We start from the raw sequence: 5,250 nt of genomic DNA, 5'->3' as shown, positions 1-5,250 counted from the left end.
TTTATCAGTTTTGACATTTTTTCTTTGTAAGTTGGGTATCTTCCTTCTAAGTAAAAAGATGAAAGTTCGGCAAATAGTTTTGTTTGTTCTCAGAAAGAATTAAATTTGTTATTCCTACAAGATAAACGAGATTGTGGCTTTTTGGGGCTTCTTTTGAATTGTTTTGCAGGTATAGTGCCTTAATGATTTTCTCTAAAGCTTGTTGGCACATAAAAGCTGTATAGGAATATCTCGAGCTCTCGTCCATTATTTTTGCTGTTTGCAAATCATATTCAGCATTTTCAAGCCAGTAAGCGACTTTTTCTCTTAAGTCCATAATTTAATAGTATCAGAGAGGTTTTTTTTAGTCAATTCCAAAAAAATGCGAAATTCAAAATTAAGTAAAGAGGCATTGACGGTAGCTACCAAAGATAAGCAATTTACAAGCTTATATCAGGGTTTCTGATGGTTTTCTGTTTTCTTCAAATATTTTATAATATTCAAAAAAAGTTGGTGCTGATGTTAATGTGTAATCATTTGGAAATCCTGTAAAATGATGAGAATATTCTTCTTTGTCTGTGAAATTAATTGAGATTATTCGCTCTAACGGAAGGCTTGATTTTCCTAAACCCAAAAGATTGAGGCTCCCACATACATTAAAATCAAGAGAAACTTTCTCAAAACATTTTGAGGCTTCCAGTGTTCTGCTTTCTAATGCTTGAAGTTGGCGAAACCCTGATCCTGCATGTTTACCTTGTAATTGAGTTGGGGAAAAGATATATGGGAGATGTATATGCAAAGAACCATCGAAAGTTAAACTATTTTGATTATAAGCTTCTGGTAAATAATAATAGGCTCCGGCTTTATCGTTATCTTGTAATTCACTAAAAGTAATACTTATCGCCTTAACTGCCGGGACAAGGCATTCTATCGCCCTATAAAGTAAATCATTAAAATCTTTGATTGCTTGACCAAGCTCTTTATCTCCTGGAGTTTGTTTTAGTTGTTCAAACAAAGATTGAACCCTTGCATTTACAGCATCAAGACCGCCTTGCTCAAGTAATTCAATATATCCCATATCCTGCCTTAATCTCCGGAATGTATCCAGAATAGTATTGCATTCTTGATAGTCAATTTGAATTTGATTTAGTTGTGTCCTTAATTGGGCGGCATTTGTGCCATCGTAGGCTGATAGTGAGCTTAAAGAGGTTAAAACATTTTTATAAGAATTTGCAAGCGATGGAAGTGTTACTCTCTCTCTCTCTCTCTCTCTCTCTCTCTCTCTCTAGATTTGTGCGTAATCCTGATAAGCTACCGTTTATTTGTGTAATAATCGGGCGCATGTAATGAGCCACTTCTATTGCCATTTTGTATTTTCCTCCAGCTATTTTTAAAAACAATTTACTGCTATAATAATATCGTAAGATTGCAAGACAAATTTCAGGAGGTTGTAAAGTGTGAATAAATTAACAGAACAAATTAAAAATAAGATAAAAGATAATAGAGATTTCTTGGAGAAAGAATATAAAATTAAGCAAATAGGTATTTTTGGCTCCACAGTCAGGGGCGATGCAAGAAAAGACAGCGATGTTGATGTAGTTGTTGATTTTTCCGAGCCGATGGGATTTTTTAAGTTTATTAGACTTGAAGGCTATCTTAGCAGTATCTTGAGTAAGCGCGTTGATTTGATTTCCAAAAAAGCTTTAAAACCTATAATTAAAGACGATATCTTAAAAGAAGTTGAATATGTCTAAAAGAACAGATGCGCTTTATTTGGATGATATTATTAATTGCATAAGAAAGATTGAAGAATATACAAAAGGTCTTTCTTGGGATCAGTTTTTTGTTGATGAAAAAACTGTTGACGCAGTAATTAGAAATTTGGAAATTATAGGCGAAGCTTCGAATAATATTTCAAAAGAATTAAAAGACAAAAACCCAAATGTTCCATGGATTGAAATTATTGGCATGAGAAATAAGATTGTGCATGAATATTTTGGTGTTGATAATGAAATTTTATGGAAAACAATAAAAGAAGATATTGAAAGATTGAAAATACAGATACAAGACTTAAAATAATTGAATTTCAGGAGGTTTTTTTATATGAACAAAACTTTAATTTGGATTACTGGAATCGTTGTCATTTTTCTCTTATTTGCCGTGTGGGTTGGCGGAGTTTACAACAGCCTTGTTAAAATAGATCAGGATGTAAAGCAGGGCTGGGCACAGGTTGAAAACCAGCTTCAACGCAGGTATGATCTGATCCCGAATTTAGTCGAGACTGTCAAAGGTTATGCTGCACATGAAAAAGAGACATTTGAAAACATAGCGCAGGCTCGTTCAGCATGGGCTGGAGCACAAAATGCGGAGCAAAAAGTTGCGGCGGCTAATCAAATGGAATCTACTTTGTCAAAATTGATGCTTGTCGTAGAAAACTATCCGCAACTTAAAGCGTCAGAAAACTTTAAAGCCCTTCAAGACGAACTTGCGGGTACGGAAAACAGAATCGCGGTTGAAAGGATGAGATATAACGAAAAAGTTCAGAAATACAACACCAAAACAAAAAGTATGCCGACGGTGTTTTTTGTGAACATGCTCGGTTTTGATTCGGAAAAAGTATTCTTCAAGGCGGCAGAAGCGGCAGTTGATGCGCCTAAGGTCAAGTTTTAGGGCGGTAATTTACGCGATATCCCACCACTTTGAACCTTCTAGATTTTGGTCAACCAACCGAAAAGGGTACATTAAATGTTGATTGAAAACGCCATACTTACCTTGGAAGGCCTGGCTTATGGCGGGATCACTAGCATCAATAAAAACTGCCCTTCTGCCGTTGCGTAAAGTAAAACAACTTCCAATATCTAAATTTCTAGTAGTAGGATCTAAAGGAAGAGCTGTTCCTTTTATGCTTAAAGCTTTTTTCCCCCCTTCATTGTTTGTTGTTGTGACTTTTACAGGACGAAATCCCCTATTTACTCTGGGCAAATTCATATATGCCCAATCATCAGCCTGTATAAGTTCCCACATGCTTGGAAAAGGCTTATAAATAAGATTTCTTTTATCAGCCAAGAAATATTTTTCTTCAGTTGTAATTGAGAGCTCGAGCATTTTTGCTACAGCAAAAGCATCTTGCGGATGTAGTCTCGCAGGAGATAATCTTCCGTAATGCTTTATTGAGTTAGTGTTGAATCTTTCTTCACCGATCAAAATACGGGCAAGCTCAATTGGTACGATGGTGGAGCCAATTAAAAAAGAAGGGATTTTTATTCTTCCTGATCCTGTAACAAGTCCTCCCGGTACTTTAACCATTTTGTATGGGTGGACGCTTTTACCCATGGCAACAGTATCTTGAGGAGTTAGAGCAAAAAAGCCTTCAGTAGAAAATCCTTTTTTCGCAGAAAAGTTAAGAGCGGCTAAAAGAGGATTATTAGCATTGGAAGATTCTTTTATATAAAAAGCTTCAAGGAAACTGGCAGCCATTTCTTTTCTGTCTGCCGAAGTGGTTGTATCTGCAATAAGTTCTTTAAGATGCTCAAAAGCTCGGATAGATATTCTTGCTCGCTCAATTGCGGCAGAAACGGAAATTTCCGTTTTTTTTCTCCATGCATCACTCCGAGTCGAGTTTCCTTCCTGCCATTCAACCCAAATTTGGGGAAGAGGTCTTTTGCCTCCGCGGGACAAACACACATCCCTGAAGGTTGTAGGAGTGACTGCTCCTTTTATGATTAAATCGGACATAAATTTTATTCAACCTTTTTCTTTTTTTACTACCTGCTATAATATTATCGGTATATTTCAAAGTAAATTTCGGGAGGTATTTAAAATGGTTAAGTTATTAGAAGAAAAACAATATGAGCGGATTTTATTGAAAGAAGCCAAGGCTATGCCTGTGAATAGACTTAAAGAGGTTATTGATTTTATGGAATTTCTTTCTCTAAAAGAATATAGTGGTTTTGATAGCCTCTTAAAAAGAACAAAAGAATCTGCGGAGAAGAAGGGGTTTAAACTAAAAGATGTAAGCAGACTAATTAAAGAAGCAAGAAAAGCAAAATGCTTAAAGTAGTTTTTGACACAAATGTAATCGTTTCTAGCCTTTGGGGAGGAAATCCAAAGAAAATATTGGATTTTTGGAGGGAAGGTTCTTTTGATGCCTTGACTTCCAACGATATAATTTCTGAATATTTGTTGGTTTTATCCAGATTCGATTTGTCTTTCGCTGATATGAATGAATGGGCTTGGAATTTTCAAAAGAAAATGGTTCTTATAGCTCCTCACAGGAAAACTTTTTTTGTAAAAGAAGATGCAGATGATAATAAATTTATTGATTGTGCCTTATCTGGAAATGCCGACTATATTGTTTCCGGCGACAAACACCTTTTAGATTTAAGAAAATTTAGCGGGATAAAAATTGTAAAACCAGCGGAATTCTTGAAAAAAGTAAACCAATAAAAGGAGAGACATTTAAATATGAAAATCCAAATTAAAAATTTGTCCTACCAGAAAGCTGTATGCGATATCCTGCTTCTCGGCGTTTTTGAAGATAAAAAAAATCCGCTTGAAAAGTTGTTGTCCAGAAAAGATGAATTTGAGGCTAAAAAAGGAGATGTTTTGGTTGTTTCAACTCAAGGCAAACTTCCTGCCTCAAAAATCTCTTTCCTCGGTCTTGGAAAATCAAAAGATGTAACCTGTGAAACAGTTAGAAACGCCGCCGCAAAAGGGATTAAACAGGCAATCTCCTCAAAAGCAAAGAATGTTGCAGTTAGCATTGAATCAGAATCAATAAACGATGTCGATTTGGCACAAGCCATATCCGAAGGGCTTATTTTGGGCGGTTATAAATTTGCGGGCTACCATAAAGAGAAAAAATCTGATTTTATCGCCACCAACTCCGCAACAATTTTAGCAGAGAACAAATCGCAGGTAAAAGAATTTCAGCGAGGATTAAAGATCGGAGAAATTGTTGCAGAATGCGAAAACCTTGCCCGCGACCTTGTCAATGCCCCTTCAAACAAAATCACGCCGGAATATTGCGCTAATTATGCAAAGAAAATGGCGACTGAAGTTGGTCTTAAATGTACAATCCTTGATCCCCAAAAAGAGGGAATGGAATGTTTGTGGGCGGTTGCGAAAGGGAGCCGCAATCTTCCAAAAGTTGTAGTTTTAAAATATCTCCCGTCTTCAAAAAAAGATTTTACGGCAATAATTGGAAAAGGAGTTACATTTGACTCCGGCGGGATTTCAATAAAACCATCTTCCAAAATGTGGGAAATGAAG

The 5,250-nt window shown here is 36.0% G+C and carries 8 protein-coding genes and 1 pseudogene; 6 read left to right on the top strand and 3 right to left on the bottom strand.

All coding sequences use genetic code 11. The annotated features are described in order from the left end of the window. Nucleotides 1–46: 46 nt before the first annotated feature. Complete coding sequence (locus A2290_09020) at nt 47–316, bottom strand: hypothetical protein (protein OGC13419.1); 270 nt, start codon at nt 314–316, stop codon at nt 47–49. A gap of 111 nt (nt 317–427) precedes the next feature. Further along, nucleotides 428–1,057 (bottom strand): hypothetical protein, encoded by a 630-nt coding sequence (locus tag A2290_09015; GenBank protein OGC13418.1) that lies wholly within the window; start codon nt 1,055–1,057, stop codon nt 428–430. 379 nt (nt 1,058–1,436) lie between these two features. Between A2290_09015 and A2290_09010 the strand changes: the two genes are divergently transcribed. From A2290_09010 to A2290_09000, 3 genes are read left to right on the top strand one after another with little or no spacing between them, the layout of a single operon-like run. After that, on the top strand, nt 1,437–1,733 hold the full coding sequence (locus A2290_09010) for a nucleotidyltransferase (protein ID OGC13417.1): 297 nt from the start codon (nt 1,437–1,439) through the stop codon (nt 1,731–1,733). Further along, on the top strand, nt 1,726–2,058 hold the full coding sequence (locus A2290_09005) for a hypothetical protein (protein OGC13416.1): 333 nt from the start codon (nt 1,726–1,728) through the stop codon (nt 2,056–2,058). Before A2290_09010 ends, A2290_09005 begins: the two co-directional genes overlap by 8 nt. A 24-nt stretch (nt 2,059–2,082) precedes the next feature. Further along, nucleotides 2,083–2,649 (top strand): LemA family protein, encoded by a 567-nt coding sequence (locus tag A2290_09000; GenBank protein ID OGC13415.1) that lies wholly within the window; start codon nt 2,083–2,085, stop codon nt 2,647–2,649. 9 nt (nt 2,650–2,658) lie between these two features. On the opposite strand, the gene A2290_08995 is transcribed toward A2290_09000, so the two are convergent. After that, on the bottom strand, nt 2,659–3,714 hold the full coding sequence (locus tag A2290_08995) for a hypothetical protein (GenBank protein ID OGC13414.1): 1,056 nt from the start codon (nt 3,712–3,714) through the stop codon (nt 2,659–2,661). A gap of 85 nt (nt 3,715–3,799) precedes the next feature. On the opposite strand from A2290_08995, the gene A2290_08990 reads away from it, so the two are divergent. The 3 genes and pseudogenes from A2290_08990 to A2290_08980 all read left to right on the top strand — a co-directional run bounded on the left by A2290_08990 (nt 3,800) and on the right by A2290_08980 (nt 5,250). Continuing rightward, on the top strand, nt 3,800–4,039 hold the full coding sequence (locus A2290_08990) for a hypothetical protein (protein OGC13413.1): 240 nt from the start codon (nt 3,800–3,802) through the stop codon (nt 4,037–4,039). After that, the gene (locus tag A2290_08985) at nt 4,027–4,425 is read left to right on the top strand and encodes a putative toxin-antitoxin system toxin component, PIN family (protein ID OGC13412.1); all 399 of its coding nucleotides are present in this window, start codon (nt 4,027–4,029) and stop codon (nt 4,423–4,425) included. The genes A2290_08990 and A2290_08985 overlap by 13 nt, the downstream gene beginning before the upstream one ends. 18 nt (nt 4,426–4,443) lie before the next feature. Further along, nucleotides 4,444–5,250: pseudogene (locus tag A2290_08980) on the top strand (hypothetical protein).

It is taken from the genome of candidate division WOR-1 bacterium RIFOXYB2_FULL_36_35 (assembly GCA_001771505.1).
Lineage (GTDB): Bacteria > Margulisbacteria > WOR-1 > XYC2-FULL-46-14 > XYC2-FULL-37-10 > XYB2-FULL-36-35.
Note: the sequence above shows the minus strand (reverse complement) of the source record. Positions and strands in the feature narration are given on the sequence as shown.